General features: G+C 43.0%; 22 protein-coding genes. 9 read left to right on the top strand and 13 right to left on the bottom strand.

The window, feature by feature from the left end:
- Positions 1-96 precede the first annotated feature (96 nt).
- Together topB and SNE25_RS12520 are read left to right on the top strand one after the other, a co-directional pair.
- Positions 97-1,968 carry a DNA topoisomerase III gene (topB, locus tag SNE25_RS12525; protein ID WP_321565443.1) on the top strand — a complete coding sequence of 624 codons (1,872 nt, stop codon included), beginning with the start codon at positions 97-99 and terminating at the stop codon, positions 1,966-1,968.
- A 351-nt stretch (positions 1,969-2,319) separates the two neighbouring features.
- On the top strand, positions 2,320-2,922 hold the full coding sequence (locus SNE25_RS12520; protein WP_321565442.1) for a phosphatase PAP2 family protein: 603 nt from the start codon (positions 2,320-2,322) through the stop codon (positions 2,920-2,922).
- A gap of 8 nt (positions 2,923-2,930) precedes the next feature.
- On the opposite strand, the gene SNE25_RS12515 is transcribed toward SNE25_RS12520, so the two are convergent.
- From SNE25_RS12515 to SNE25_RS12495, 5 genes are read right to left on the bottom strand one after another with little or no spacing between them, the layout of a single operon-like run.
- The gene (locus SNE25_RS12515) at positions 2,931-5,339 is read right to left on the bottom strand and encodes an ABC transporter permease (RefSeq protein WP_321565441.1); all 2,409 of its coding nucleotides are present in this window, start codon (positions 5,337-5,339) and stop codon (positions 2,931-2,933) included.
- An 11-nt stretch (positions 5,340-5,350) separates the two neighbouring features.
- Positions 5,351-5,995 carry a hypothetical protein gene (locus tag SNE25_RS12510; RefSeq protein WP_321565440.1) on the bottom strand — a complete coding sequence of 215 codons (645 nt, stop codon included), beginning with the start codon at positions 5,993-5,995 and terminating at the stop codon, positions 5,351-5,353.
- A gap of 4 nt (positions 5,996-5,999) precedes the next feature.
- Positions 6,000-6,650: a hypothetical protein gene (locus SNE25_RS12505; protein WP_321565439.1), complete on the bottom strand. Its 651-nt coding sequence runs from the start codon at positions 6,648-6,650 to the stop codon at positions 6,000-6,002.
- Positions 6,647-7,291 carry a hypothetical protein gene (locus SNE25_RS12500; RefSeq protein ID WP_321565438.1) on the bottom strand — a complete coding sequence of 215 codons (645 nt, stop codon included), beginning with the start codon at positions 7,289-7,291 and terminating at the stop codon, positions 6,647-6,649. Before SNE25_RS12500 ends, SNE25_RS12505 begins: the two co-directional genes overlap by 4 nt.
- A gap of 6 nt (positions 7,292-7,297) precedes the next feature.
- Positions 7,298-8,230 carry a hypothetical protein gene (locus SNE25_RS12495; protein ID WP_321565437.1) on the bottom strand — a complete coding sequence of 311 codons (933 nt, stop codon included), beginning with the start codon at positions 8,228-8,230 and terminating at the stop codon, positions 7,298-7,300.
- Positions 8,231-8,461: 231 nt separating this feature from the next.
- On the opposite strand from SNE25_RS12495, the gene SNE25_RS12490 reads away from it, so the two are divergent.
- Positions 8,462-9,727 carry a hypothetical protein gene (locus SNE25_RS12490; RefSeq protein WP_321565436.1) on the top strand — a complete coding sequence of 422 codons (1,266 nt, stop codon included), beginning with the start codon at positions 8,462-8,464 and terminating at the stop codon, positions 9,725-9,727.
- Positions 9,728-9,778: 51 nt separating this feature from the next.
- Here SNE25_RS12490 and SNE25_RS12485 read toward each other — a convergent pair whose 3' ends face one another.
- The 3 genes from SNE25_RS12485 to SNE25_RS12475 all read right to left on the bottom strand — a co-directional run bounded on the left by SNE25_RS12485 (position 9,779) and on the right by SNE25_RS12475 (position 14,441).
- The gene (locus SNE25_RS12485) at positions 9,779-10,600 is read right to left on the bottom strand and encodes a DUF4249 domain-containing protein (protein ID WP_321565435.1); all 822 of its coding nucleotides are present in this window, start codon (positions 10,598-10,600) and stop codon (positions 9,779-9,781) included.
- Between the two features lie 5 nt (positions 10,601-10,605).
- Positions 10,606-13,287 (bottom strand): TonB-dependent receptor, encoded by a 2,682-nt coding sequence (locus SNE25_RS12480; RefSeq protein WP_321565434.1) that lies wholly within the window; start codon positions 13,285-13,287, stop codon positions 10,606-10,608.
- A 182-nt stretch (positions 13,288-13,469) separates the two neighbouring features.
- Positions 13,470-14,441 carry a FecR family protein gene (locus SNE25_RS12475; protein ID WP_321565433.1) on the bottom strand — a complete coding sequence of 324 codons (972 nt, stop codon included), beginning with the start codon at positions 14,439-14,441 and terminating at the stop codon, positions 13,470-13,472.
- Between the two features lie 277 nt (positions 14,442-14,718).
- Here SNE25_RS12475 and SNE25_RS12470 point away from each other — a divergent pair, with 277 nt between their 5' ends.
- The 4 genes from SNE25_RS12470 to SNE25_RS12455 all read left to right on the top strand — a co-directional run bounded on the left by SNE25_RS12470 (position 14,719) and on the right by SNE25_RS12455 (position 18,294).
- The gene (locus SNE25_RS12470; RefSeq protein ID WP_321565432.1) at positions 14,719-15,870 is read left to right on the top strand and encodes an alpha/beta fold hydrolase; all 1,152 of its coding nucleotides are present in this window, start codon (positions 14,719-14,721) and stop codon (positions 15,868-15,870) included.
- 138 nt (positions 15,871-16,008) lie between these two features.
- Positions 16,009-16,590 (top strand): Crp/Fnr family transcriptional regulator, encoded by a 582-nt coding sequence (locus tag SNE25_RS12465; protein ID WP_321565431.1) that lies wholly within the window; start codon positions 16,009-16,011, stop codon positions 16,588-16,590.
- A gap of 70 nt (positions 16,591-16,660) precedes the next feature.
- Positions 16,661-17,623 (top strand): quinone oxidoreductase family protein, encoded by a 963-nt coding sequence (locus SNE25_RS12460; protein ID WP_321565430.1) that lies wholly within the window; start codon positions 16,661-16,663, stop codon positions 17,621-17,623.
- Between the two features lie 221 nt (positions 17,624-17,844).
- Positions 17,845-18,294 carry an SRPBCC family protein gene (locus tag SNE25_RS12455; RefSeq protein ID WP_321565429.1) on the top strand — a complete coding sequence of 150 codons (450 nt, stop codon included), beginning with the start codon at positions 17,845-17,847 and terminating at the stop codon, positions 18,292-18,294.
- Between the two features lie 92 nt (positions 18,295-18,386).
- Here SNE25_RS12455 and SNE25_RS12450 read toward each other — a convergent pair whose 3' ends face one another.
- Positions 18,387-18,974: an RNA polymerase sigma-70 factor gene (locus SNE25_RS12450; protein WP_321565428.1), complete on the bottom strand. Its 588-nt coding sequence runs from the start codon at positions 18,972-18,974 to the stop codon at positions 18,387-18,389.
- Between the two features lie 412 nt (positions 18,975-19,386).
- Between SNE25_RS12450 and SNE25_RS12445 the strand changes: the two genes are divergently transcribed.
- Positions 19,387-20,238, top strand: a complete 852-nt coding sequence (locus tag SNE25_RS12445; RefSeq protein WP_321565427.1) for a hypothetical protein — start codon at positions 19,387-19,389, stop codon at positions 20,236-20,238.
- A 73-nt stretch (positions 20,239-20,311) separates the two neighbouring features.
- Here SNE25_RS12445 and SNE25_RS12440 read toward each other — a convergent pair whose 3' ends face one another.
- The 3 genes from SNE25_RS12440 to SNE25_RS12430 form a co-directional block, all read right to left on the bottom strand.
- Positions 20,312-23,482: a glycoside hydrolase family 2 TIM barrel-domain containing protein gene (locus SNE25_RS12440; protein ID WP_321565426.1), complete on the bottom strand. Its 3,171-nt coding sequence runs from the start codon at positions 23,480-23,482 to the stop codon at positions 20,312-20,314.
- 189 nt (positions 23,483-23,671) lie between these two features.
- The gene (locus tag SNE25_RS12435; RefSeq protein ID WP_321565425.1) at positions 23,672-24,151 is read right to left on the bottom strand and encodes a hypothetical protein; all 480 of its coding nucleotides are present in this window, start codon (positions 24,149-24,151) and stop codon (positions 23,672-23,674) included.
- 117 nt (positions 24,152-24,268) lie between these two features.
- Positions 24,269-25,231, bottom strand: coding sequence for a hypothetical protein (locus tag SNE25_RS12430; protein ID WP_321565424.1), 963 nt, complete (start codon positions 25,229-25,231; stop codon positions 24,269-24,271).
- Between the two features lie 183 nt (positions 25,232-25,414).
- On the opposite strand from SNE25_RS12430, the gene SNE25_RS12425 reads away from it, so the two are divergent.
- Complete coding sequence (locus SNE25_RS12425) at positions 25,415-26,056, top strand: response regulator transcription factor (protein WP_321565423.1); 642 nt, start codon at positions 25,415-25,417, stop codon at positions 26,054-26,056.
- A gap of 15 nt (positions 26,057-26,071) precedes the next feature.
- On the opposite strand, the gene SNE25_RS12420 is transcribed toward SNE25_RS12425, so the two are convergent.
- The gene (locus SNE25_RS12420; RefSeq protein WP_321565422.1) at positions 26,072-26,803 is read right to left on the bottom strand and encodes an SGNH/GDSL hydrolase family protein; all 732 of its coding nucleotides are present in this window, start codon (positions 26,801-26,803) and stop codon (positions 26,072-26,074) included.
- Positions 26,804-26,855 lie beyond the last annotated feature (52 nt).

The raw sequence follows: 26,855 nt of genomic DNA, 5'->3' as shown, positions 1-26,855 counted from the left end.
AGATCACCTGAACGCTGACTTTTTTCAACAATCGTTGCGGCGGTGGCGGGGTTTGTCTACCTTTCGCCCCTTATATTCAATTTGAACATCCTGCCCATGAAAGTTATTATCGCCGAAAAGCCATCCGTAGCCAGGGAAATTGCCAAAGTATTTGGCGCCACTGCCAAAAAAGACGGCTATATGGAGGGCAAAGGCTATACTTTTACCTGGGCGTTTGGTCATCTGCTGCAGTTGGCCCCTCCGCAGGAATACGGATTTTATGGATGGAATGTACAAAACCTGCCCATGCTGCCGCCAAAGTTCAAGCTTAGCATCCGCAAGGTTAAAACCAAAGATGGCATTGTAGAAGACCCGTCGGTAAAGAAACAGCTTGATACTATAAAAACATTGTTTGATGAAGCCACCGAGATCATCGTAGCTACGGATGCTGGGCGCGAGGGCGAACTTATTTTCCGTTACATTTACTATTACCTTAAATGCAAAAAGCCCTTTAAACGGCTCTGGATTTCCTCACAAACTGACGAGGCCATTAAAGAAGGTTTCCGCAACCTGAAACCCGGTACCGATTATGATACGCTGTTTAACTCGGCACATTGTCGCTCCCAATCTGATTGGCTGGTGGGAATGAACGCCACACAGGCGCTCAGCATTTCGTCGGGCTCCCGTGCGGTGTTATCGCTGGGCCGCGTGCAAACGCCAACACTGGCCATGATCTGTTCGCGCTATCTTGAAAATAAAAACTTTGTACCACAACTATATTACCAGGTAAGCATTCAGGTTGATAAGGACGGGCAGGTGTTCCGCGCCATTTCTGCAGATAGTTTTAAAACCAAAGAAGAAGCCCAGGCCGTGGTTGACAAAGTTGAGGATGTTCCCTCGGGCTTCCCTAATGGCGGCCACATTCTGAGTGTAGAGGCCAAACCACGTAAGGAACCGCCCCCTTTGCTCCATGACCTTAGCAGCCTGCAACAGGAGGCCAATAAACGTAAAGGCTTTACCGCCGACCAAACTCTTGGCCTTTTGCAAACTCTATATGAAAATAAGCTGGTAACCTACCCGCGTACCGGCAGCCGCTATATTGGGGATGATGTATTTGCCACCGTACCCACGCTTATTGACAAATTTAAAGAACACCCCGAGTTTGGAAAACAGGCTACTTTCCTTACAGGCACTAAGCTCAACAAACGCAGCGTAAATGCTAAAAAGGTAACTGACCACCATGCCATACTCCCTACTGGCGAAACGCCCCACCAGCTATCGAATGACCTGCAAGCTGTTTATGATCTGGTGGCTGCCCGCATGCTCGAAGCATTTCACCAGGAGTGTATTAAGGAGATCACCAAAATAACGGTGCAATCCGGCGCTATATTTACCGCCAGCGGTACCGTAATTAGTTCGGCGGGGTGGCGTGCCGTACTGAATGAGCCCGATGAAGAAAAAAAGGACGAAGAAAACGCCAGCCTCCCTAAAGTGCAGCAGGATGAACGCTTGCCCATACCAGAAAAAAGCCTGCTCGAAAAACAAACCAAACCCAAACCGTTGTATAATGAAGCCTCACTACTAAAAGCGCTGGAAACCGCCGGTAAGGAAATTGAGGATGAAGAATTGCGCTATGCTATGAAAGACAGCGGCCTTGGCACACCAGCCACCCGTGCATCTATTATTGAAACACTGATCAAGAGAGATTATATTATCCGTGAGAAAAAAAACCTGGTACCTACCCAAACCGGGCTCGGAGTTTATTATGTGGTAAAAGATCAGAAAATTGCCCAGGCAGAACTTACCGGCAACTGGGAAAAGCGTTTAGAAGAAATACGCTCTGGTGCCTCCGTAAATGAGTTTCAGCAGGAAATTAAAACCTATACCCGCAATATTACCCAGGAATTATTACTGGCAGGAAGAAATTTAATGGCAAAATCTAAAGAAGGAGTAAATACACCACAAATCGTTGCGCAAAAAACTGCATAAAGTGTACAAAAGTGTCATTTTAAGCACAATTTTAGTGCAAAAGATTATAATGCCCTATTGGCCTAACATTTTTTTTCATATACTTGCGGTATCTATAAGGGTAAACACTCTGTTTGCCCATTGTGATAAGGTTTAGGTTGAAAGTCCCCGGCGGCGAGCGCTTTGGGGACTTTCGTATTTTAATCAACTGCTCAAAGTTATTACATACTTTTGTTACGCATATTACCTTAGTATTAAATTTAAAACCGCCTTATAAAATTATAGTAAACCGTTTCTTACGACGGAATAAAATCTGCCTGATAACGTTTATGTTATAGTTTTAAACAGGCACAATACCAAACCTACACTGCTATGAATCCGATCAAAAAAATATATCTTTTTGGCCTGCCGTCATTAATACTATTATTTTATACTTCTGTATCAGCAGCACAATCGGGACTTCAAAAGCTTGACGATAAAATCATGATTGACCTGCAACAGCAGCGCACGCCCGAACAAACCGGTGTTTTCCTGTTTTTAAGCCGCACCCATCTTTATGGCGACATTGGTATTCCGGCGGGTTTACTGGCAGGGGGAATCATCAGTAACAATAAAGAAATGAGGCAAAACTCGCTTTATGTAGCCAGCAGCACCGCCCTATCCTTCGGGCTCACTTTTTTAATAAAGCACATTGTTAAACGGCCAAGACCCTTTATTCAGAATATTAATATTGTACCGGTATACAGGGCAGGCAGTACATCATTCCCTTCGGGGCATACCTCCAGCAGCTTTGCCACTGCAACAGCTTTGTCAAGGGCATATCCAAAATGGTATGTGATAGCGCCGGCTTACTTATGGGCGGGCTCGGTAAGTTATTCGAGGATGTACCTGGGTGTACATTATCCAACAGATGTTGCGGCCGGCGCCATTATAGGCACCGGCTCAACATTTATTTTGCAATCATTAAAAAAATAACATACCCGTTACTCAGTACGTAAGCTTTTAACCGGATTGGCCATGGCCGTTTTAACTGCCTGATAACTTAACGTTGCCACAGCAATAAACAACGAAATTATACCAGCAAGGGCAAATATCCACCATGACAGGTCAATACGGTATGCAAAACCCTGTAGCCATTTGATCATAGCAAACCAACCCAGGGGTGCCGCTATTAAAAAAGCAATACCTATCAACTGTAAAAAGTCGGCAGCAAACAGCGAAGTTAACTGAGGTAATGATGCACCCAGCACCTTGCGCACGCCAAACTCTTTTACCCGTTGCTCTGCCGAAAACATTACAAGCCCCAGTAAACCCAAACAAGATATAATGATGGCAACTACCGCGAATACAATAGAAAGCTGGGTGATGATAAGCTCGCTGCTATATAGCTTCTTATACTCCTGGTCAACAAACTGATAGGCGAAGGGATAGTTAGGGTTAATATCTTTATATATTTTGGTAAGGCCCGCAAGAACGTCTTTTGTTTTACCGGCCTGTGTTTTAATGAGGATTACACCAAAATATTCACCTTCCTTTACGTCTATTATCACCGGCTTTATAGGTTCATGCAGCGATTGAGTATGATAATCTTTAAGCACCGCAATAATATGGCCCTTCTTTTTCCAGGCAGATACCCACTTACCTATCGGGTTTGTTAAATCCATTTGCTTTACGGCTTCCTCATTTACCATAAAAGCATCGGATGAATCGGTAGCAATAGCTGCTGAAAAATCGCGGCCATAGGCTAATTTCAATGCCATTATTTTTACAAAATCAAACCCTACAGATGCGGGCTTAAAGCCAACACTCGCGTTCTTTTCCTTCCCTTGCCAGTTGATATCATCGGCAACTACAAAGTTCATAGCATGAGGAGCTTCGGTACTACGGTCGACCATAGCAACACCAGGTATTTTCAGCGCCTGGTCTTTAAATAAAAGATAATTATCTTTTTTCATCAGCGTACCTTCAATACGTACGTAAATAAGATTTTCTCGATCGTAGCCTAAATGGGCGCTTTGAACATAATTGGTTTGTCGCGTTATAACCAGCGTGGCTATAAGCAGCACGATAGAAAGTACGAACTGAAAAACCGTTAACCCTTTTCTGAACCATATAGCGCCCTGGGTAAAACGGAGCACACCCTTTAAAATACGCACCGGTTGCAACGATGACAGGTAAAGTGCCGGATAAATGCCTGCAATAAAACCAGTAATCAGCGTGAGGCCAAACAGCGAAAGCCAGAAAGATATCTGTAGAAAAGGCGAGTTAAAGTCCTTGCCGGTAAAATGTGCAAACGCTGGTAATAATACAACTAACAACACAACAGATACCAGCATGGCCATGAACGAAAAAATGAGTGATTCGCCAAAAAACTGACCGATAAGACTGCCCCTGCCAGATCCTACCACCTTGCGCACCCCCACTTCCTTTGCCCGTTTAACCGAGCGTGCTGTTGCCAGGTTCATGAAATTAATACATGCAATAATGAGTATGAAAATGGCGGCTTCACTGAAGATGCGTACATATTCAATTCGCCCCCCTTCGGGTTTTCCGTTTACAAAATTGCCGTGCAGGTATTGCTCGCCAAAACGCTGCAACCCTATTTGCGTTTGTACTCCAGGTATTTTATCCAGACGGGGCTGCAGGTACTGATTTATTTTGACCGACGTTCTTTCCGGATCGGCCGTTGGGGATAACACGATATAGGTTTGAAAACTATTGGATGACCATTCGAGTAACCTTTTTTGCGCATCCCAATTCAGTAAAAAATCAAATTTCAGGGAACTTTGCGCGGGTACATCCTCAAAAACCGCCGACACTACAAAGTTAAGTTTATTTTCATAACGTAAGCTTTTACCTATGGCCTGTTCAGGGCTATTAAAAAACATCGCTGCCATTTTTCGTGATATCGCAATACCGCTCATATCGTGCAGGGCGGTTTCGGCACTACCTGCAATAATGGGATAGTTAAATATCTTAAAAAAGTCCTTCCCGGCACGTGAGCCTTCAAGCTTCACTATTTTTTCGCCTACCTGAAATGTTTCGGCATGGCCCCATGGGAGTTCATAGCCTGTAGCATAATAAGCTTCATATTTTATTTCGGGGATGGCGTTTTTTATGTCCTCCATTAAAAAGTTCGGCTTATTATCCGCAAATTTTAACGGCGACAAATAAATGCCGTTTACCTTACCATTAACAGTTGTGGTTTGATAAATGGTATAAAGGTTTTTCCCGTTGGGATGAAAATTATCAATACGTTCTTCGTCCTGTACCCATAAAAAAATAAACAGACAGCAAGTTATGCCAAGGGCAAGGCCTGCTACATTAATCATGGTGTGTACCTTATGGCGCACCATATTACGCCAGGCAGTCTTGAAAAAGTTTTTTAGCATGATACTAAGGTTTAAAAAGTTTTTACAACCAGATTTTTGTAGGCTCCAGATGCACTGTTCCCCAGCCAAAAACCAACTGAACCGGTTTTAAGATCGGGGTCAAGTGTGCTATAAGTCATTACCGGTTTGGGCTGATCATTTACAAACACTGTGAGCATGCGCCCTTTCACTATAACTTTTACATGAAACCATGCCGTAAGTGGCAGTGAGGATTTGGCCTGGTATTTTTCGGCTTCATAATCCCACCAGTTAAACTCCGCCTTTTTTTTGGGCATATATTGTATAGCGTTAATAGTACCTGATGAACCCGGTCTGAAATAAAGCGTTTCATAATGATGAGCATCTGCTATGCGGAAAGCCATACCCACATAACCGGCCTTGCCTGTAGGCGAGGCAATATCAAGCTCAATAATACCGTCTTTAAAATGGAGTGTTTTGGGGTAAGCCACGCTGGCCGATTTGTAGTTGCCAAATTTCCTTTTCAGAATGAGCGCTTTTGCACTTGCATAGATGCCATATTCATAACTTAAGGTATCTGTTTTAGGGATGATCCATTCAGCCGGCTTTATGTTTGTGTAATTGTGTGTTACTGTCGCTTGCTGAGCAAACGAACGGCCGGCTATCATCAATAGTAATAATGCGAACCAGGTTTTCATGATCTTATTTTTTTAATGCGGTGATTGTTAAATTTTTCCAGTTTCCGTTTGAGCCGTTACCGGCCCAGTAGCCAATCATATTCCCCTGTAAATCAACCACTTGTTTTACCGTAAGCGAAGGCAGCGGATTGTGGTTGACAAATACACTTATCATGTTCCCCTTTATCTCCACCCGGGCATGAAACCATTGATCGGGATTTGGTACCGGATTTACCGGTTTTTCATATTGGTTGTTAAAATCGGTCCGTAGCTTTAACCAGTCAAACTGCGGGTTGGCTATATATTGCACCGCATGCAGTTTTCTTACCGGGTCGGTCGTCTTAAAATTGAACGGGCGGAAGTAAACCGCTTCATAGGTCGTATCATTAACTCCATGAAAGGCTATCCCGACAAAGCTTTGCTGAAGCAGGTCTCTGCCTTTAACATCAAACTCAATTGTACCTTCGGTAAACTGCCAACCGTTAATCCATGCTATACCGGGGCCTTCGGCTTCATTTACACTCACCACGATTGAATTATTATCTTTCGTGATGCTGACCGTTCTGTTATATGCTTTGAACTTTTCCGCTGCTTCATTATCGGGAGCTTTATTTTGTTGCCCAAAAGCGCAGGATAAGCAAAAAAGCAATGCTATTGTTGTTGATATTGTTTTCATGGTTCGGTAGTAATAGTTAGGTTAGCAAAATCTCCTGGAAGACCATCGGCATAAAGCCCAAACAGCCCATCGGTTCGTTCATTAAGTAAGGTAACTTCCAGAGAAGGTTTTGGCGAATGATTTACATAAACGCTTAACCTTTTATCTTTAAGCACAAGGGTAGCGTGAAACCATTCATCGGGGCGGGGTACCGGATTTACTGCATTTTCATAAACCAGCGGGTGTTCTTTACGCAGTACTGCATAATTATTATCGGGCAGGCTCATGTAAGCAACTGACCATTTTCTGCGCAGGGTATCTGCATGTCGGAAGTTAAACGGACGAAAATAAAGTATATCACAGGTATTGGTATCTATCCCATGAAAAGCAATACCTAAAAAACTTTTCAGGAATACATCTTTACCGCGCAGATCAACCTCAATTGTGCCCTGTTTAAAATTGACATCTTTGAGCCAAACGATACTGTTACAGCTTACCCCCCGTTTATTGTCATTATTAAGCTGCGTTACCTGTTTACCGGGATATATGATCAATTTATTTTCGGTTAACATACGGCTCAGGTCAAAAGCCTGCTGCTGGCCAAAAACCGTCCATATATTCCCTGTTAACAAAAATGTGAGTATAAAAACTATCTTCTTCATGATTTTTTATTTACCGTTTAAGTTTTCTCGTTTCAATTTCGCCAGCAGATTATCAAACCGCACCCAATAAATGTGGCAATCCTTTGGACTGGTACCTCTGGAATAAAACAGGTATTTACCGTCCGGGGTAACATATTCGCCCCATCGGTGCGCCACTCCGTCATTTATTTGCGGGCCAAGGCTTACGGGGTTTGTCCAGGTTTTATCGGGCTTATGAAAAGTGATATATAGCTCGCATTCAAAATCTTTAGTTTCTTTCGCGCTTACAATAATGTATGATTCGTCGGGCGACACATAAAAATCCCCTTCGAAACCCGGGGTATTCACAGGCGGGCCAAGACTTGTGATAGTGGTGTCTTTATCAGACATCCGCAGTTCGCAAATATCATAGGTATTAAAGTCCCGGCGGTTACCTTGGTGAGCATTACTGCCCACATAACTAACACCGCTTTGCGTAGGCATAAAATCATAAAGGCCATAGTCTTTCTGTAGATATATAGATGGTTCAGACCAGCCGTCTGCCTCTCGTCTGGACTGCCATACCCTTGAGTGCAACGTATCTGGCGTACCGCCGCCTAATAAATACAGTGTGTTACCATCTATTGAAAAAGTAGGTGCGTAATATTTTTCGTTCAGCACAAACGGGCCATTCCATTTTTTTCCTTCATATTTAAAATACCTGATCTTTGATGCTTTATTATCAAACCAGGTGTTATTTGAAGGGTAATAAAATTCTTTTCCGTCAGCCGAAAAAGCAACCCGGTCAAAAGCAAATGTATCGGCTTTGGTAAGTAATGTTTGTGCAAATATCTGCGGCTTATCTCCCGGTGGCTTTTGACTTAAATAAGCATCAGGAGTGTTCCATAAACTTGTTTGCGCGCTCAGGTTTACGCTTAAACCTAATAATGGGATCAGGAATAGATAAATCAGTTTTTTCATTTGGGTTCGGATAAGACAAATGGTTTATGATGAGGTGAATATGCGATCAGCCAGAAGCAAACTTATATTTGTTGGCTTATGGCAGCAATTCATTTATCATTCAAGTTTTTTCAAGTTGCATCATACTGAAAAACAGCACATTATATACTAACAGAAATTATCTATTTTGATGTCACGAAAAGCTGTAGAGATGCGTCTTGTTTTATAACTTTAACTTCAAAAAAAGCCTCCATGGATGCCTTTGCTATAAATCAATTATTGAAAATTATTGAGCAGCAACTTGACTGGGGCGATGCCAATGAATGGCAAAGCAAGGATTTTGAAAACCTGAACCTGCTCATCTTCAAAAAAACAAAGGTTTCACTCAGTGCAAGCACCCTACGCAGGATTTGGGGACGGGTAGAATACAACCATTTACCCAGTACTACTACACTTGATACACTGGCCGGATTTGCCGGTTTTGAAAACTGGCGGGTATTTACGCGGCAGCACAAACAAGCGGTGCATCCTGCTAACCATGAAAATATAGGATCACCTGCCCCTTCAAAAGAAAAAACAAATCGCGGTTTAAATGCGATATTGATAGTTATCATTGCTATTATTATTGCAACCCTGATAGCGATGTACATCAGGAAGCAGCCCGCACCGGTTAATGGAAAGGCATATTCATTTAGTTATAAGCCGGTTACGCGCGATATTCCAAATTCTGTAGTTTTTAGTTATGATGCCAAAACCTCACCTACCGACTCGGTTTACATACAACAATCGTGGGACCCGATGACGCGTACCCTGGTTGACCGAAACCGGCACCAACACACCTCGGTTTATTATCGTCCCGGCTCATACCATGCTAAATTAGTAGTTGATAAACAAATAGTTAAGGAACTCCCCCTCATTATAGCCACCAATGGCTGGCTGGGAATGATAGCGCATAAGCCCATTCCGGTTTACCTTAATAAGAGTGAATTTATTAAGCAGGATGCCATGGTGCTCCCGGTAGCAGCCATCCTGAAAAAGAACATAGAGCTTGAGCCTCAGCCACCTATAGTTGAGTTTTATAATGTGGGTAATTTTACACCCGTACCACTCAGCGATTTTTCTTTTAGTGTTGAGGTTAAAAACGGGTATTATGAAGGCGCCGCCACATGCCGGTTTATGGAAGTAGGGCTCATAACAGATCAGGTACCTATAGCTATCCCCCTATCCGCGAAGGGTTGCGTATCAGAACTTAACTTACTCGATGGGCACAACATGGTATCGGGCAAGAAAACGGATTTTTCGGGTTTTGGTATTGAATCGTCAGAATGGGTAAAGGTTACCTGCCGGAGTACTGCTTCCAAGATACAATATTACGTTAATGACAAGCTGGCCTATGAGTCGGTAATGCCTTCAAAAAAAATGAACATTGTTGGGCTGGCTTATACCTTTCAGGGCACCGGTTCCGTGCGAAAAATCGAATTAAAACGCGCAAATAGTGTTATTTTTAATGCATTTTAACAAAAAAAGCTCCTGTTTTGAGGAGCTTTTTGCATATTCTGAAAAATCAGATCAATTTTGGGGAACGGTTAGTGTTTTACGGGTTACGGTATAGGCACTAAAATAGCCCAGGCCACCTCCGGAGATATTACTCATCGGGTTTGAGGGGGCCGCGTTATTGCCATCGCCGGAGGCACCGGTAGTAAGGCTGAAAAAGTATTTATAAACCGCCGCGTCAATGCACTGCATCTCTACCATTAGCTGCTTACCTGCCCTGATCTCGCGGGCGGGGTCCTCATTATCATTATCATAGTTGAGGCGGCTGTTCACAGTTTGCCCGTTGGTAAATTCATCTTCATCAACAAAAACGGTTTTCTCCTTTTTGTTATCAATATATTGTACAAACCTGTAATAGTTTTGTATATCAGCAGGATCTTTATATTTAACCGTAGCAAGGCGCATTTTGCTGCCATCCTTATTGGTTGCAAATTCATCATTCACTACATAAATACTATCCAAACTTACCGGTTGAGGCATGGTGCTTGCAGAGGTGAACGTTTTATCGTTCAGCTTAACCTTTAAGTGATAGGTATGGCCAGGGATGCCGGTTAGTGCCGTGTTTTGGTAAACACCGGTACCGGTAGCTTCAAACTGATAAACAGTGCCGTCAGCTTCCACACTAACCTGGCCGCCACTTACGCCAATGAAGGTATTGTCGTCGGTAAATTTCTTCGACTGGCTTAACAGCACTTTGGCGCCGCCGGCTTCGTTGGTAACGGTGCCTTCAATCACGTATTTGGGGTCGCTGTTCTCCAGTTTCAGGTCTATCGCCTTTTCGCAGGAGCTAAACACGGCCAGCAGTATGAATAAGGCAGAAAAACGTGTAATATGCATGGTAATTAAAATTTAAAGTTATAAGTAATTGAGGGTACAAACGTAAATAAAGTGGTTTTTACCGCCTCTGTTCTGTTCGGATCATCTTTGTTATCTCTGAAAAATATGCGGTAGGCATTGCGGTTGCCGTATGCGTTATATAAACTAAAACTCAGCTCTGAGCTAAACTTTTTGGTTTTCTTTAGCTGTTTGGTAGCGCCAAGATCAAGCCTGTGATAGGCTGGCATCCTCGATCCGTTACGGTCTGAATACAGGTAGTAAGTAGCCCCATCAACCTGGTACTTGCCGCTGGGGTAAGTAACCGCATCACCGGTATAGAAAACAAAATTGGCAGATAATGTCCACTTTTCATTCAGTTTGTATATACCTACCACGGCCAGGTCATGTGTCCTGTCCTGCCGGGCATTATACCATTGATTGTCGTTAATACCATCAATAAGACGTTCTGATTTAGAGAGCGTATAGCTAACCCAACCCGTTAAACGACCGGTTTTTTTCTTAATATAGAATTCAGCTCCGTAAGCCCTGCCTTTGCCATACAGCAACTGGGTTTCAATTGGCTGATTGGTAAAAATATTGGCCCCATTACGATAATCGACCTGATTTTGTAGCAATTTATAGTAGGTTTCAACGGTAAACTCATATTTATGCTCGCTCAGGTCGCGATAGTATCCTACCGAAAACTGGTCGGCCAACTCGGGTTTAATAAGGTTGGTACTTGCTACCCATTTATCTGTAGGCGAACCCGGGGTTGAGTTACTGATGAGGTGCAGGTTTTGCGCGTTGCGAGCGTAAGATGCCTTAACCGAGCTTACATCATTCAGCTGAAACGCTGCGGCCACACGCGGCTCTGGATTTACATAAGTTTTAACCACCTGCCCCGAACTGTAACGTTTGGAATCGGTTATATCGCCGTTGGCATCAACATTATAATAAGTACCTGGCCCTATAACGCTAAAGGCCGATAAACGTACGCCATATGTTAAACTAAAGCGGTCGGTAGCTTTCCAGGTATCGCTTAGGTATGCGGCGTTATCCCAGGCAAAGCGGGTTTCCAGGTTTTGCGATACGACACCCGAGTTCCCCGTGGCCGATATTTCACCGGGTTTAATGGTATGGTAAACGCTGTTAATCCCAAAACTCAGCGAATGATTGTCGCCCAGTTCATATTGCATATCCTCTTTCAGGTTCCAGTCCCTGATGCGCGAGGTGATGTTGTAATTATTAACATCCTGTTTCAGGTGAATCTCATAATCATAATTACTGTAAATAAGCGATGTGTTGGAGAAGAAACGATTATTAAAAATGTGGTTCCATCGCAGCGTGCCTGTGGTGTTACCCCAATTAATACCGGCCACATTATCGGCCGATAATACATCCTTACCAAAATAGCCGGAAAGATAAATGCGGTCCCTGTCGCCCAAAACATAATTAGCCTTGGCATTCAAATCATAAAAATATAGCTTGCTGCGGTTTATGGTGGTATCCTTGGCAAATTTCAGGAACATATCGGCGTAAGTACGGCGTGCCGATATCAGGAATGATGATTTTCCCTTTTGAATAGGCCCTTCCACATTAAGCCTGGCCGCTATAACGCCCACGCCGCCGCTTACCCCAAACTTCTGGTTATTACCATCGTTCATTTTAACATCTATTACAGACGACAGCCTGCCGCCGTATTGTGCGGGCATATCGCCTTTATAAACGCTTACGTTCTTGATAGCATCGGAGTTAAACGTAGAAAAGAAACCAAGCAGGTGCGATGCGTTATATACCGTAGCCTCGTCAAGCATGAGCAAATTCTGATCGGTTGCCCCGCCGCGTACATAAAAGCCGCCGCTTCCCTCACCTGCAGATTTAATGCCGGGCAATAATTGTATGGTTTTAATTACGTCATGTTCGCCAAGCAATACCGGCACGTTGTTGATCTCCTTAATGCTAAGCTGTTCCACACCCATCTGGGGGCTTTTCAAATCACGTGCACCTTTCTGTGTAGCGGTTATGGTCACGGTCTCCAATTCCTGCGCGTTATCTTCGAGCGCAATATTCAGTTTTTTATCCTGGGTAAGCGAAACAGGTATAACAGCTGTTTTTTGACCTATGGCGCTAATTACTAACTGATGATCACCTGCCGGCAAGGTAAGTGAATAAAAACCATAGCCATTGGTCGCAGTTCCCTGGTTGCCGTCGGCTACACGAACAGTCGCACCGATCATGGTTTCACCAGACTGTTTGGATGTAACGGTCCCGCTGATGGTGTGTTTTCCTGCTGCCGGTTTTGCCGCCGGGCCGGCGACGGACTTTTTTAGCTTTTCGGCATCATAGCGTATCAGGATATCCTGGTCCAGTTGAGCATAGTTATAGGGGTAATTAGCAAGCGCCACATCAAGTACCTGTTTCAGGCTTTGCGCCTGCGCGTTAATGGTTAGTTTAACTTTACTGGCCGCAACGGCCTCGTTATAGGTAAACCGTACCCCACTGGCGGCTGTTAGCTTATCAAACGCCTGTTTAAGGGGTACATCATTAAAACTGAGAGTAACTGTTTTATCAAGGGGTGATTGTGCCAGGGCAGCCAAACTGCCTGCGGTAACTAAAGCCGAAATACAAAAAAATAATCTTAGTAACTGGTGTAATTTCATTAAAGGGTAAATCAGGTTAGGGAACCTTATCGGTCCGTTTTTTTTCATAACTTTAAGGGGTTTAATAATAACCGGTCATTAGTTTTCGAAGGCAATGACGGGCTAAAGCGTTAAATACTCGCCCGGTTCTGTTTCGCTGAACCGGGCTTTTTTTTCATAGGTGTGCAGGGCGATGCTAAAAGTTCATAGCTGTTTTGTTATTGGTAGTTGGTGTAAATAAATCATGTTGTTTAAAGGTGCAACAGGTAAGTTTCACCATGTTTTTCCCAGCGGGTTTCCATTACGGCGCACAGCTTATCAAGCGTGTGGTTTACTGGAGCTGTTGTTTGCAGTCGACCATAAAAGGCCTTTGCTGTTAATCCGGGCGCTAAACTGATATGGATACCATATTGTGTTTCCAACTCACTGCAAACCTGCTGTAATGAGGCTCCCTTAAAATCAAATATGCCTTTACGCTGATTTAAGAATTTAACCGCATCGGGATAATTTTCTGTTATGAGACGGGCCGTGGCTTTTTGGTATATGGTACGTTGATTGGCGGTAACCATTTCGGGCTGCTTAACCGTATTTGCCGACACCCCTACTTTGCCACTTACCACAGTAACCTCCACTGAGGCGGCTTTAGGATAGGCCCGTACATCAAAACTGGTGCCCAAAACCACTGTTTTTACCGCGCCCGATTGAATAACGAATGGATGGCTCTTATCATGCACCACCTCAAAATAGGCCTCGCCTTCAATATTTATATTACGTTGCTTGTCCCTGAATGTTTCGGGATAGCTTATGGTACTAGACGGACTGAGCCAAACGCGTGTACCATCGGGCAGATTTATCTGCCGGTGCTGGCCCGCAGCAGTGACCAGTTGCACCTGCTTTACCGGATCAACCAGGTTTAGCAACGGAACATGGTAAAACGCACCCAGACCAAATGCAAATACAACAGCTGCGGCAACAGCTATCCTGCGCCATAAATGAACCACTTTTACCGGCGCTTTCGGCTCTTCATCTATCCGGGCGTTAAGCGCATTTAAAATGGTTGACTTGATCTGATCCGCCGAGGTATATTTACTTTCGGATAGCAGTAACTCTTCGTCATTAAAATCAGCATACCATTGCTCAAACCACGCCTGTTCCTGGGGCGAGAGGGTGCCTGCAAGCCATGTATGCGCAAGTTCTTCGGGGTTAAAGCTGTTATTATCCATTTAAATTCTGGTGTCTTTACAGCTATAGTCAGCCAATGCCTGGTTTACCCTTAGTGATAATGAAAAAAAATTTACAGTATCTTTAAATCTTCTTCTCCATCGGGATGCGTCTTTTTACTTATGGTGGCTCAGTGTACTTTTATAACCGCACATTACTGTTCGGTTGTGATACAATATTCCTTTTATAAATAATCTTTAATCAGTTGATAAAAAATCATTTAAGATTTTGGAATGATTTTTAGGACATTGGATTACAACCATTTATATTATCCATAAAATGAAATCAATTTTTGTGTTCTCTTTATTTGCTATCCTGGTTTGCTCACAAAAAAATGCAGATGCACAAAACACTGTAGATACTTTAATAGACGCAGGGGGATATCGGCTACATTTCCATATTATCAGGGGAGCGGGTGTGCCGATACTATTTGAATCGGGCGGTGGAAACGATGGCACGGTTTGGAACCAACTACTGAATCCAATTGCCGGGATTACCGGCGCTACACTAATTACCTACGATAGGGCAGGTTTCGGAAAAAGTGAAATCGACACCAATAAACACGGAATTTTGAATGGTATCAAGGGCTTAGAAATTGCATTGAAAAAGTTGGGGTACGAAGGAAACATTATGCTGGCCGCCCATTCGCTCGGTGGCTTTTACGCCACTTTATATGCGTCAAGAAACCCGGAAAAAGTAAAAGCAGCTGTATTATTTGATGCTGCACACATGTGTTTTTACAACGACAAACGAGTAAAGGCTACTCAAGCCATTATTGACAGGCAAGTTAAATCTAAAAAAGACCCTGGTAATTATTATATATCAATGGATTTTTTAAATACTATAGAAGTGATGCGAAAAGCACCTTTCCCTTTAAATATTCCTGTTTTGGATATAGTATCTGATAAAACACCTTTTAGTGACTCTACCGATATTCGCGATTGGAAACGCTGTCACCAGGATTTTGGGGAGTCAAACCCAAATAGAAAAGGCATGATTGCTTATGGTACAGGCCATTACATTTTTGAGGATAACCCTGCTTTAGCAGTTGAGGCGATTGTAAATGAATATGCGTTACTGGTTAACGATGAAGAGCGCAACCGGCTTTTTAAACGTGCTTTCGAATACAGCTTTAAAGCTGAAAATGATGAAAAGAAAGCAGATATTGCCTATTACCATTCTGAAGAAGATATCAATTCTTGGGGATACCAGTTACTGCGCAGAGGCGAGAAGCAAAAAGCTCTGGAAGTATTTAAGCTGAATACTATGCTTCATCCCGAAAGTTTCAAGGTCTATTATAGTGAAGCTTATGCCTATGCCCAGCTGGGCGACGAGGAAAATGCCATAAAAAACTATAAACATTCGCTCGAATTAAATCCCCAAAACAGCGCCGCCGCCGAATACATCAGGCAGCATGAAACTAAGAAATGAAATATTTAAGATTTTATTTATGATAGTTATTTAGCCCTTTACGCTATCATAAGTGAAAATGGTAAGCCATTAAAAGCGAACTATCGTATTAAAAGTTTGTAACTTCAACCGCATTGACTTCTCCATATAGCATTACACATGTTTGATCAGTTTAAGCAAAAAGCTCCTCACCTTACCAACCGTATGGATGCCTATGCCGGTTTGTATGAACGTATTGAAGTACCTGCCAAGACCGTACTTTTAAAAGAAGGCCAGGTATCAAAACGGTCCTTCTTTATTGAAAAAGGCTGCCTCCGGATATGGTTTAACAATAATGGCCGCGATGTTACCTTTCAATTTGCGTTTGAAAATCAGGTTATATCATCGGCCGACAGTTTCATGAAGGGTATACCCAGCATGTTTACTATTGAAGCCATTGAGCCGTCAGTTATTCAGGTGCTCAGTAAAAAAAATTTCGACCTGATAATGACGGAATTAGGAGATGAGGCAGCTTTTTTAAAAACAATGATAGACGCCATGTTTGAGCGGCAGCTTTATTACATGCGCGAGTTTCTGTCCTTTATACGCGATACGCCCCAACAGCGCTATATTAATTTGCTAAAAGAGAAACCGCATTTGATTCAGCGGATACCGCAACATTATATCGCATCGTATTTGGGTATTACATCGGTTTCGCTTAGCCGTATCCGCAATAAGGTGATTAAAGAAAAAATACGCTGATTTCATTTCTTAACAATTGTTATCGTTGTTGTTACACCTGCTGCAGAAATTTGCTTAAAACAAAACAGAAATGAAAGCAGCAGTAATTACCAAATTGGGTGATATACCCCAATACAAAGATTTTCAGGAGCCTGCAGCAGGTGAAGGCGGCACCCTGATTGATGTAAAAGCGAGTGTACTCGAAAATTTTGACAAGGTAACGGTAAACGGCACTCATTACTCAAGTAAAAAACTATTCCCGCAGTTCCCGGCCATTGCAGGAACCGACGGAGTTGGCATGACGGAAGATGGCAGACTTGTAAGCTTTGGCGATATAAAGCGCCCATACGGTGCTTTTGCCGAAAAAACAATTGCAGGTTATACTTTTCCTGTTCCTGATGGCATTGACGCGGCGAGTGCGGCGGCTATTCCGCCATCAGTACTTACCTCGTTGTTGCCTTTAAAATATTCGGCCAAATTGCAGCCGGGCGAAACTGTTTTAATAAATGGGGCTACCGGAGTTTCGGGCAGGATAGCTGTACAGGTAGCCAAATTACTCGGCGCCGGTAAAGTAGTTGGAACGGGAAGGAATGAAGATTCATTGAAACTATTATCAACATTGGGAGCTGATGAGGTGATAAACCTGCAACAACCAGATAATCAGTTAGCCGAAGCATTTACAGCAGCGGCAGGAGAGAATGGATATGACGTTGTGATTGATTTTTTATGGGGACACCCGGCCGAAGTATTAATGAATACGTTTATCCCCGGGGAAGCCGGTTTTGCTAAACGAAGGATCCGATATATCCAGATAGGCGAAAAAGCGGGCTCCTCTGTCTCTCTTACAGGATCGGCTTTGCGTACTTCCGGTCTTGAATTAATGGGTATTGGAAAAATCCCGAATGAAGTGCTTGCCGATGAAATAAGCAATGTTTGGAACTGGATGAAGGAGGGTAAATTTTATATGGATATTGAGCGGGTGCCACTGAGCGCTATTGCAGAGGCCTGGCAGCGGGATGACCTGGCAGGAAAAAGACTGGTGATAATTCCGTAAAGTTATCTTCTCACAAAAAAATGTTGGAATACTATGATCGCTAATAACCAGGCCAAGCTGTCGCAAATTGATCATAAATTGTCGTATACAACCCTGTTCCATAGTTGTTTTTACTTGCATCTTTGTTAAAGCAACTAATCAATAACAGTGGAGCAGCTACCACCTGCAAAAAACGGGCGATACGAAAAGCCAAACGAGTAGGAACAAAAAAAATGATTTTTATGTCAGACAACAAAGTTTCATTGCACAGAGTTATTAAGGCTTCACCTGAAAAGGTATATCGCGCCTTTACCGAAACCACGGCTATCGCTTCCTGGTTGCCGCCTTATGGCTTTCTTTGTACCGTACACGACATGAACGTTCGGGTAGGCGGTACTTATAAAATGTCATTTCACAATTTTACAACCGGTAACAGCCATTCCTTTGGCGGAGAATATTTGGAAATAAAGCCAAATGAGTTCCTGAAATATACCGACAAATTTGATGACCCAAACCTACCTGGTGTCATGACTACTTCTGTCTGGCTTCAAAAAACTTCTGTAGGTACTGAATTAAAAGTGCTGCAGGAGGGAATACCTTCGATGATACCTGTCGAAATGTGTTACCTGGGCTGGCAGGAATCGTTGGAAAAACTGGTTAAACTGGTAGAACCTAATATCCCGGATGCCTGATGAGCTCCAAAATTCGTTTATCGTCAATTTGGTAAAAATTGGTCATCGTGAAATGTTATAGAAAAGCTTTTGGTATACCCGAAAAAAGTAAATTATTTACCAAGAAGATAAATCAAAATCGGAACGGATAAGTTGAGGCTTTGCCGAAGGGTACTTAATGCTTTGGTCATGTGGGCCTCAACCGTTTTTTCAGCAATGTTTAATTCGGCGGCTATCTGGGCATTGGTCTTATGTTCATCCCGGCTTAGCAGGAACACGATACGGCATTTTTCGGGCAACTGGCTTATGCTCTGTTCCAGCTGTGCCCTGAGTTCTTTTTCTGACAACCAGCGGTTGGTGCTGTCTTCGCCCAGCGGTGAGCTTATGGTAAGGTGTTCTATATGCTGCTTTTTACGGTATTGTTTATCAAGGTGATTAATGATGCGGTATTTAACCGCTACGGACAGATAGGTATTAATACTATGGGTAAGCTGTACAGATGCGCGGCGCTGCCAGAGGCTTAAAAACACCTCCTGCACTACTTCTTCGGCCTCATGCTCGTCGTTGAGCCGGTGCATGGCAACCGTAAAAAGCTTATCCCAGTACCTGTTATATAGTTCTGTAAACGCCCCCCGGTGGTCCTTTCGGATCAATTCTAATAGCTGATGATCAGTTGCTGTTTGGGGCTGGTAGCGCTGCATATTATGATATGACGATCAATTGCTGTATTCGTTACAAGCAAATATGCAAGTTTACGGGAAATCATTTGATACCCTATAGCTTAACTTTAAATAATAAGTTATTTCGCTATGCCGCGCTAAATAATGGTTAGCCGGGATTATTTGCCTTTTAACTGAACCATTACTCTGATGGTTTTCAGGATAATGCCCATATCGCTGTTGAAGTTAATAAACTTTCCTGTTTAAATGCGCTTACCCATATTACAAAAGGAGGTATCAGATAGTAGTACCATACCAAAACCTACCGGCGAATTTTACAGTGAAATTATATTTTATTTTTTGATATTATTTTTCGAGACAGGCAACCTAAGGCTATTTTCACAACGTATTGGAGTTATACTAATCTATTATTAACCATTAGTTTACAACACCAATGAAAATCAAAAAAAATCTACCCCTCGCAATTGTCGGCATTGCAGTAATGTTTGCCAGCTGGTCATGTTCAAAAAAGGATAACAACACTAACCCACCTCCTCAGGGCAATGCTGTTAAACTGGCTGCCAATGGAAAGTTTGGTAATATCATGACCGATTCAAAAGGAAAAACACTTTACTTTTTTGCAATTGATGCCAGCGGAAACTCCGGGTGCAGTGGCGATTGCAGTGTAGCATGGCCTACTTTTTACCAGGAAACCCTTACTTTAGATGATGGCCTTGACCCTAAAGATTTTGGCACTATTACCCGGACCGACGGCGCAAAACAAACCACCTATAAGGGTTGGCCGCTCTATTATTTCAAAAATGACACAAAAGCTGGTGATACCAACGGCGATGGCGTTGAAAGTGTTTGGTTTGTAGCCAAACCCGATTATACCGTTATGCTGGCCAATAATCAACTTACCGGTAACGATGGTGTGAAATATACCAGTCAGCTTAAACCCGGCCAGGAATTAACCCAATACATAGTTGATGATCGCGGACAAACCCTATATTCTTTTAGTCACGATAAATCAAAAACCAACAAATTTACCGCTCCCGATTTTAGCAATAATAAAGTTTGGCCTATAGACACGGTAGCATCAGTTCAAAATATACCGTCCATACTTGATAAAGCCGAATTCCAAACCATTACTGTATTTGGAAAAACACAATTGGTTTACAAGGGATGGCCGTTATATTACTTTGGCGCCGATGGTAATGTACGCGGCAGTAATAAAGGAGTATCTGTTCCTACACCGGGTACATGGCCCTATGTTAATAAAACAACAACAGTCGCTCCTAATTAAAACACCCAATAAAAAAAAGGCCTCCTTATTTTGAAGTAAGGAGGCCTTTTTTATTAAACAGGAAAGCTAATGCTTATAAGTGCAGCTCATAACTAAATGAATCTGGTTTACTGTATACGGTATACTGCGGCTGCGGTTTAGGGCCACAAGAATTTGAACCTACGCCCAGCGTATGCGCGCTTACCGTTAATACAGTAGCTTTACTTTTTGGTAAATCAATTTTATACTCAACCGGTTCCATTTCCTCATCGCTGTGTGGCTGTGCCGAAACCTGCAGTAAGCCCCCAACATGTTTAACCGTTAGTGATGTCCCGTTTTTTCCGCTTAGTTTAGCCCATCGGATATCTTCATGGTTGCCGTTTTCCATTGGTTTTTCGTAAGGTGTTACCTGCTGGTTTACGGTGCTTGAGTAAACGCTAACATCAAAGCCGCGCTTCCTGTCAGCATAGTTTTCCATTGGTCCGCGGCCGAAGTATGAAAACTGATCAAGCTCCTTTTTCAGGAACAGGCGTACACCCAAACGGGCCAGTACCACATTTGCATCGCTGAATGATACATCATTATCTGCTTTAATAACCCCATTTCCCAATATGGTATAGGTAACTTTATGATGCACGGTAAAACCTTGTTTACCCGTTCCGGTAAGATTAGCGCTGATCACCACTTTACCCGGCGTCGGCTGTGCCACTGTAATACCATCGGCTACCCAGGTGAGGGCTTTTATACCGGTCTTTTCCCAGCCTTTATCGGCCCACATATCATCATTGCGGTGTGGAGCGCGCCATAAATGCAGTTTTGGTCCGCCATCGTCCTCCAGTATGTTTTCACCATTCTTTTCCAGTTTGGTAAAGGTGCCTGCCTTTTTATCAAATTCAATTTTAAAATCTTTTCCCTTAATCCGTATTTCGTTACTGCCATTGAAGAGTTCAAGCGCCTGTTGTGCAGCAACGTCGGCAACTACAGGGGCCGGTATTACGGGCAATTCCAGTTGCTGGCTTGCAGCTTCAAAACCTTTTTTAGCCCACATTTTGTCTGCTATAGAAACAAAAGAAATGCGAATAAAATACTCTACGCCTGCTTTAAGTTTCGGGTTAATAATGTTGTAAGGAATTTTAATATCCTTTTCTTCACCCGGGTTCACTTTACCAATATCAAAATTCCCTTTTGTTGTTACCACACCGTTCTCGCTTAGCTCCCATTTACCCGCAAAACCATCAAGGTTAATAAACTGGTAACGGTTTTTAATGGTGACTATGCCATTCTTCAGATCCTTCGCCTTAACGTCTATCCACTGATAAGCATGTTTCAGCTCAGGATAATGCGGCTTGAGCGATCTGTCAGAAAACACCACGCCTTTATGAATAAAGTAATGATCGTTTGGGTATTCGCCAAAGCCACCGCCGAACGCTATGATCGGATGTTCGGGATTGCGCCTGTTCCAGATGCCCTGATCCTGCCATTCCCATATCGCGCCGCCCAAAAGCGTTGGGTATTTGTCAAACAGGTCGTTATATTCATCAACAGATCCCATAGAGTTAAACATGGCATGTGCATACTCGCACAGGTAAAACGGCTTGGTCAGTTTATCGCCCTTGGCATATTCTTCTACCTGCTGCAGTCCGGTGTACATATCACTTTCAATATCAGCCGGATTTTTTTCGCCCACACCAAAACCCTGGTAATGCGTAGGACGCGTAGGATCAAGTCTTTTCACCTCAGCAAGTGCCGCCCTGAAATTGGAGCCGCCGCTGCCGCACTCGTTCCCTAACGACCATATAATAACCGACGGATGGTTTTTAAAGTTCTGCACGTTGGCCACATTACGATCAATAATCGCATCTTTTATTCTGGGGTCTTCATTAAATTCATCCCAGGCGCCATGGCTTTCCAGGTTGGCCTCGGCTACCAGGTAAATACCATACTGATCGCACAGTTCATACCAGCGCGGATCATCAGAGTAGTGACAGGTACGCACATGGTTACAATTGGCCTGTTTGATCAGTACAATATCCCTAACCATTTGGTCTTCGGTAACGGCATGACCAACCTCGGGCCAGTTCTCGTGCCTGTTAACACCTTTGAGTTTTACCCGCTGGCCATTGATGGTAAATATGCGTCCTTTGATTTCAATAGTGCGGAAACCTGTACGTGAGGATATGGTTTCGGATGTGGTACCGCCGTTCTTTAAACTCAATACCGTAGTGTACAGCTTAGGAGTTTCGGCAGTCCACTTTTGCGGGTTATTGACCGGGAAGTTTAGTTTTACTGTAACCTCTTCGCCCGGCTTTAAGGCTGGCACATTGCCGGTTGCTCCTTTTACAACGGTACTGCCATTATACAACGTAGCAACCAGTTGCTTAGCGGCCATTGGGCTGCTGCTGTAATTTTTCACCTGTGCACTTACCTCAACTACGGCATTCTTATATTGTTTATCCAGATTAGTTTTTACAAAATAATCCCTGATGTGTTCCTGCGGGGCGCTCCAGAGTGTAACATTACGGAAGATACCACTTAACCGCCACATGTCCTGATCTTCCAGATAGGTGCCGGTAGTAAAGCGATAAACTTCTACAGCAACCATATTTTTGCCAGGTTGTACGTATTTGGTAATATCAAATTCGGCAGCATTACGGCTGTTTACGCTGTAGCCTACCTTTTTGCCATTAACCCATATAAAAAAGCCAGCGTCAACACCATCAAAGGTCATGAATATGCGGCGGCCATTCCAGTTGGCCGGCAGGTCAAAATCGCGCCTGTAACTGCCTACCGGGTTACGCTCTTTATAAGCGGTAAACTTTTTGGGCGGTTCGCTCATCACCCTCGGAAAATCCTTCTTAAAAATATAGTTATAATTACTATAGTATGGCGTACCATAGCCCTCTATCTGCCAGTTAGAGGGTACTTTAATATCTTTCCAGCCAGATACATCATAGGATGTTTTATAAAAATCAGCTGGGCGTTTCTGAGGCCAGTCTACCCAGTTAAATTTCCACATGCCGTTTAGGCTGCGGCTAAAAGATGAGGCGCGCCTGTTGGCCTTTAGCGCTTCCTGTAAATTGGCATACGGCATTAAAGAGGCGTGTGCGGGCTCTTTATTAATACCAATATTACGCGGGTCTTCAATTTCAGAGGGTACTGTGGCAGAGCCGCTAACAACGGTGTCGCGCAATTTAATGGCACTACCATTTGCTGACGCGGTCAAAGCAAGGCCCAAAAAGGCAGTAAAAAAAAGTAATTTTCTCATAGATTATGAAGGTTATTAAATTACCTGGCAGGCAGATAAGTTTTGGCTATAAATGGTTTACTCAATTAAGCGCGACTAATATACTGTATCATTAACATTTAAAACAGATATTATTTAAATTAAACAATAATGCCCCACTATTTATCATAGTGAGGCATTACATATTTGATAAAAATTCAATCGAAAAACCTAAACAGTGGTTAAGCCGCTCTGTTCTTGTTCGTATGCCAGCATTAACCGGCCCAATATCATCACCTCTTCATCCTCGATAATTCCATCGAGCTGAAACGGCACCATTGTACCGGTAACAAAATCATACTCAGCCTGATCTTTTATCTTTTGCCTTTTTAATATTTTATCGAGCTTATTTTCGCGTTCAAAAGGCAGGTTATTCTCCTTTATTTGCTGCCAGAAATAGTTAACAATATCGCCTGAACTTTCCTGAAAAAAGGAAAATACCCGGTTGCTTGTATAACTTAAACTTTCAACGCTTTTATACCGTGGGCCCGAATTAAGAACAGTTTTTTCCCATGACGAATAGGTGTCAATTAAGCGACACACATGACCCATATTCCAGTTTTCGGACGGAAACTTTTTAAAGGCATCTATGGCTATTTCTATTGCATTTGCTAAACTTTCGGCTTGTTGTATATAGACGGATCCTGGCATTTAATTTAATCAATGAAACCGCAAATATAGAAAGGCTTATACTCAAATTATTGGGTTATTTTATTCATTTTAAGGACTATGCTAACTTGTTTTATCGCTTTTCTATTTTTAAACATCTTACCGCCATTGCATAACACCATCGCCATGTTCCGGGGTGGTTTGTCCTTTTGTAATAACAGTTATCACTCGTTTATCAGCACCATCATCTACATTATATTTCTGCCCGTCGGCAGGTATGATCTTTAACGTCCATACATAAGAAAGAGCTATAGACTGATGATAGTCCTGGCCAATTAACAAGTATTTCCTATCGGGCGAAAAAACGGGCACACCCTCATTATCGCTGCTCTCCGTAACCTGCACCTGGCCACTGCCGTCTGCATTCATCATCCAGATGTGGTTACCGCCCCTAAACGCAATTTTTGTCCCATCAAGGCTTGTGGTGATACTCCCCCAGGTATTAAAATTCATTTGCTTAATCAGCGTTGCACTGGTGTAAGCGGTATTGGTACGGTATAAATTATTCCCCACTGAAAATACCAGCGTTTTATCAGGCATCCATGCTATATCGCCATTTATTTTTTTACCCTGAAAAGTTGCGAGGCTATGCAGAACCCGCCCCTGCAAATCGAGCAGAAAAATACCGTCATCATAAGTAGGCGGCACGGCTATCATTGATCCATCGGGCGAAAAAAGCGGCGAGGTAGGATTTGCATAGCCGCTGTTCCACTTAAATCTGTTAACAAGGGTACCATTGGCAACGTTGGTAATGGAATATTGCTCGGCATCGTAATCATTGTTATCACCTTCTGATATCAGCAACAATTTATTATCCGGACTTACATCCCAGCCATCGAGGTCAAGGTTTTCGGCCATGATGGTGCCCCTTTCGCCGGTTTGCAGATTGATAGAATGGGTACCCTCATCGGCCCAGTCATAATAAATGGTACCCGCACCAAGGTTAGTCGCCCCTCCAGGGCCAATACCCCCACCTGGTCCGGGCGAGTCTTTTTTACTACAGGCTGTTAGTATGAATACACAAAATAAAACAACCAGGCCCAAAAATCTATTTGCTTTCATGTGATTGATGTTTTTTAAGTAAAATTGGATTTCATCGAGCCTTAAAACAATACTCAAAAACCCGGAATTTTATCTACAGGTTTTTCGGTATTTTTTATTTTCGGGGCCGTATAAACATCTATTTTGAATAGTAAATACCTATTTTCATATTTTTTAGCAGGGAAAAGGATAATTATTGAATTGATGCAGCATACAGAACAGGAATTATCGGTGATTATTATCGAAGATCATTCTATAGTGATCGAGGGCCTTTGCAGTATTTTACAGGATCTGGATAATATACAGGTTGCCGGCACTTTCCTTAACGGAGAAAATGCCCTTGAATACCTGCAATCGGCCCGTCCCGATGTTGTGTTTCTGGATATCAGTTTGCCTGAAATGTCGGGCATTGAGGTATGCCGGGCCATAAAGCAAATAGACAGTTCTATCAAGATCATTGCGCTGAGCAATCATACCGAAAAAAGTGTAATTACCGAAATGATGCAAAGTGGCGCCAATGGCTATTTGTTAAAAAACACATCGAAACAGGATCTGGTATCGGCTATATTCCAGGTGCTCGACGGGCAATGCACCATTAATGGCGAAGTTCAGAAAATACTTTTTTCTCCGGGCACCTCATCAACAAATGCGCCCCGGCTTACCAAGAGGGAAAAAGAGATCCTGGAGCTTGTAAGCGACGGTATTACCACTAATGTTATAGCCGAACGCCTGTTCATCAGCCCGCAAACGGTAGAAACCCACCGCCGCAACCTCATGCAGAAGCTTGAAGTACATAACACCGCCGCCCTTATTAAAAAAGTAATGGAGCTAAATCTGATTGCCTGATCATACTCCCTGGATTTATTTAAGAGTCTTTTTGATAGCTTGCTCGGTGACAGCTGCCATAATTTTATAACCTGCCACGTTCGGGTGTACACCATCTATGGTAAGTTCGGCTTTCTGGCCGTTGCGTTCATCAACCAAAGGAGTAAAATAATCTAAAAGGGTCAGGTCATTTTCGGCGGAGTAAGCTTTTATCAATTTATTCAGGGCGATGATCTTTGGGGCAGGTTCCAACCCTTTTCGCCACGGATAATCAAATACGGGCAGGTAGGCGCATAAAATAACTTTTATCTGGTGCAGTTTAGCCAGTTCAACCATCGACTTAATATTGTCCATGATCCGCTCATTGGTTACATGCCCGGTATTACCTGCAATATCGTTGCTGCCCGCTAAAATAACCACTGCTTTAGGTTTAAGATCAATTACATCCTGCCTGAAACGGATAAGAAGCTGGGGCGATATCTGACCGCTGATACCCCTGTCAAGGTAAGGCCTGTCATTAAAAAATTCCGGAACCAGGACTTTCCAGCGTTCAAAAATAGAACTGCCTAAAAACACCACCCGTTTTTCACCTGGTTTTGGTTCGCCTAATTGCTTGTTTTCTTCTACATAATGCGACAAGGCTGCCCAGTCGTCTTTAAAATCTTCTTTTAAAGTTTGTACAGCGGCTTTATTTTTCAGGGAATCCTGGGCATAAACGCTAAAACCTGATAGCAGTACGGCCAATAGCAATAAGGTTAGTTTATTCATCTTTTTGTCCATCCTCAAAATTAATCGTTAGCGCTATATAAACAATCGTTAA

The sequence above is a fragment of the Mucilaginibacter sabulilitoris genome (assembly GCF_034262375.1).
GTDB lineage: Bacteria > Bacteroidota > Bacteroidia > Sphingobacteriales > Sphingobacteriaceae > Mucilaginibacter > Mucilaginibacter sabulilitoris.
The sequence above is the reverse complement of the archived record's forward strand: the minus strand, read 5'-3'. Positions and strand labels throughout refer to the sequence as shown.